The 2,358-nt window shown below is 60.7% G+C and carries 2 protein-coding genes; one reads left to right on the top strand and one right to left on the bottom strand.

Features of this window, described 5'->3' with window-relative positions:
* Positions 1 to 98: 98 nt before the first annotated feature.
* A complete protein-coding gene (gene ltrA / locus ACIHCQ_RS44545) occupies positions 99 to 1,352 on the bottom strand; it encodes a group II intron reverse transcriptase/maturase (RefSeq protein WP_399675092.1) in 1,254 nt (417 codons plus the stop codon).
* 542 nt (positions 1,353 to 1,894) lie between these two features.
* On the opposite strand from ltrA, the gene ACIHCQ_RS44540 reads away from it, so the two are divergent.
* Positions 1,895 to 2,358: IS3 family transposase (locus tag ACIHCQ_RS44540; protein ID WP_399675090.1), on the top strand; the 464-nt coding region annotated here is incomplete at its 3' end.

The raw sequence follows: 2,358 nt of genomic DNA, 5'->3' as shown, positions 1-2,358 counted from the left end.
AAAGCTCGTCGGGTCGGGTAGCCGGAGGGAATCTCACCCTCCGGCCCCCACAGAACCGTGCGTAACAGTCTCCCGTTACACGGCTCTTGCCACCCTGATCACCAGAAATTACGGCACAAGCGCCAGTGAGCAAACCTTCCCGGATACCGCCGTGCGATGTCCTGGAAGCACCCCTTGGACTTCTTGAAACCGGCAAGTCGCTTGTACTTTCTGCGGATCCAGCGCACCAGGTAGGCATTGATGCGCCGTAGGAGGGGTTTCAGCGCGGAGTGATAGAACGCTCCGTAGTACTGCATCCACCCTCGCACGATCGGGTTGATGATCCTTGCGAGTTGGGCGAAGGTGTGTCCCGTACGCCGGTGGATCCGCCACCCGCGCAATTCGGAACTGAGCCTCTTCAGGGCCTCCTTGCTGATCGCAGGCAGAAAACATGGGAATGTCACCCCGTGCTTGCTGCGCGCCGCGCGGGCGCGGAACGTGAACCCCAGGAACGTGAACGCCGTGTGCTCGTACGAGCCCCGCCTGTTCGCGTCCTTGCAGTAGACGATCCGGGTCTTGTCGGGATGCAGACGCAACCCGACCTCTTCCATCCTGTTCCCGATCGCCTCCACCAGTCTTCTGGCCTGGCGCTCGCTGACGCAGTGCACGACCGCGTCATCCACGTAGCGTTCGAAGGGTACGTTCGGGAACTCCCGAGCCAGCCACATGTCGAACGCGTAGTGCAGGAACAGATTCGCCAGCACGGGCGAAACCGATGACCCTTGCGGGGTCCCTCGATCTCGCATCTGCAAGGTGCCATCGGGTAGTTGAAGCGGTGCCTCCAGCCATCGCCGGACGTACAACTTCACCCAAACGGCGTCGGTGTGCGCTTCCACAGCCTTGACGATGAGGTCCCAGCGGACGCTGTCGAAGAACTTCTGGATGTCGAGGTCGACGACCCAGTCCTTCTTCCAGCAGCGTTCTCGGCACTTTTCCACCGCGTCCAGCGCTGACCGCCCGGGCCGATACCCATAGGAGTCCGGATGGAACTTCGGTTCCACCTCGTGCTCCAAACGGGCGGCCACTACGGTCTGTGCAATTCTGTCCGCGACCGTGGGAACGCCAAGAATTCTGGTGCCACCACCATGCGGCTTGGGAATCTCCACCGCTCGCACCGGGGGCGGAAAGTAGCTGCCCGACGACATCCGGTTCCAGATCTTGAAGAGATTGCCCCTTAGATCCTTCTCGAAGTCCTCGATCGAGCAACCATCCACACCCGGCGCTCCCTTATTGGCCCTGACCTTCTCCCATGCCTCCCATACTTCCCACTTCGAGATCTCAAACGACTTCCCTGGCGACTTCAGCTCGCCCACCCGACTCCTCCCAGGACACACCCGGTTGATCGAACGAACACAGCCACGGATGACCCGGCCCCTTCGCTCCATCCCCATTGCAGAGACTTCATCACTACTACGAGCCGGTCCGCCGGCGAGTCCCGCCCCGGTACTCGATCCCTCGCGGTTTCTGCCGCTTCGGGACACTCCCTCTCCCTGCCAATGAGGCAGGATTATCGGGACTCGCCTTCCCACGTTCCACGTGAAAGCAGCAGACCAGGCTCGCGTCGCCTCCATGCCGGGCACCGTCTGGCCAGTAGACGGGTGTCCGCCAGACTTGTCCTGGAGCCATATCTACACCCCCAGTTTCGATGCCATCTAAATACGTTTTCGACACGTCATCAGCGATTCGCTCGCGCTCGCCTTCCTGGTCCCCACCTGACACCTCATGGGCGCCTTTTCCACATCGCTCACCACGACGGTCTTCAGCCAACGCAGCATGTGGCGGTTTGAAGCCTCCCCCCGTAGGGCGGCTCCGAAGGGCCTACCTTCATCTTTCACGCAGCACCGCATTCAAAGAGGTGCCGACCTACATTCCTGAACCTCTCCTCCTGCGTTCGTGGCACACCGACATCACCTATATCGCGACCGGGGAAGGCTGGCTCTATCTCGCGACGGTCATCGACTGCTGCACGAAGGAAGTGATCGGTTACGCGATGGACGACCACTACCAAACCCCTCTGATATCCAGAGCTATTCGCAACGCAGCACGGAACAGGAGGCTTTCCAAGGGAGCGATATTCCATTCAGACCGCGGAAGCAACTACATGTCCACCGAGTTCGCGCAGGCGCTCGCCAGGCTCGGCCTTCGCAGATCTGCCGGACGTACCGGAATCTGTTTCGACAATGCCATGGCCGAATCATTCTTCGGAGCACTGAAGAACGAGCGCGCATCACGCGTGACTTACCTGACCCGCGAAGCCGCCCGGCAGGACATCACTCGATACATCGAGTTCTGGTACAATCGCAAACGCCTCCACTCGGC

The sequence above is a fragment of the Streptomyces sp. NPDC052236 genome, from assembly GCF_044548015.1.
Taxonomy (GTDB): domain Bacteria; phylum Actinomycetota; class Actinomycetes; order Streptomycetales; family Streptomycetaceae; genus Streptomyces.
This window is presented reverse-complemented; position numbering and strand designations above follow the sequence as displayed.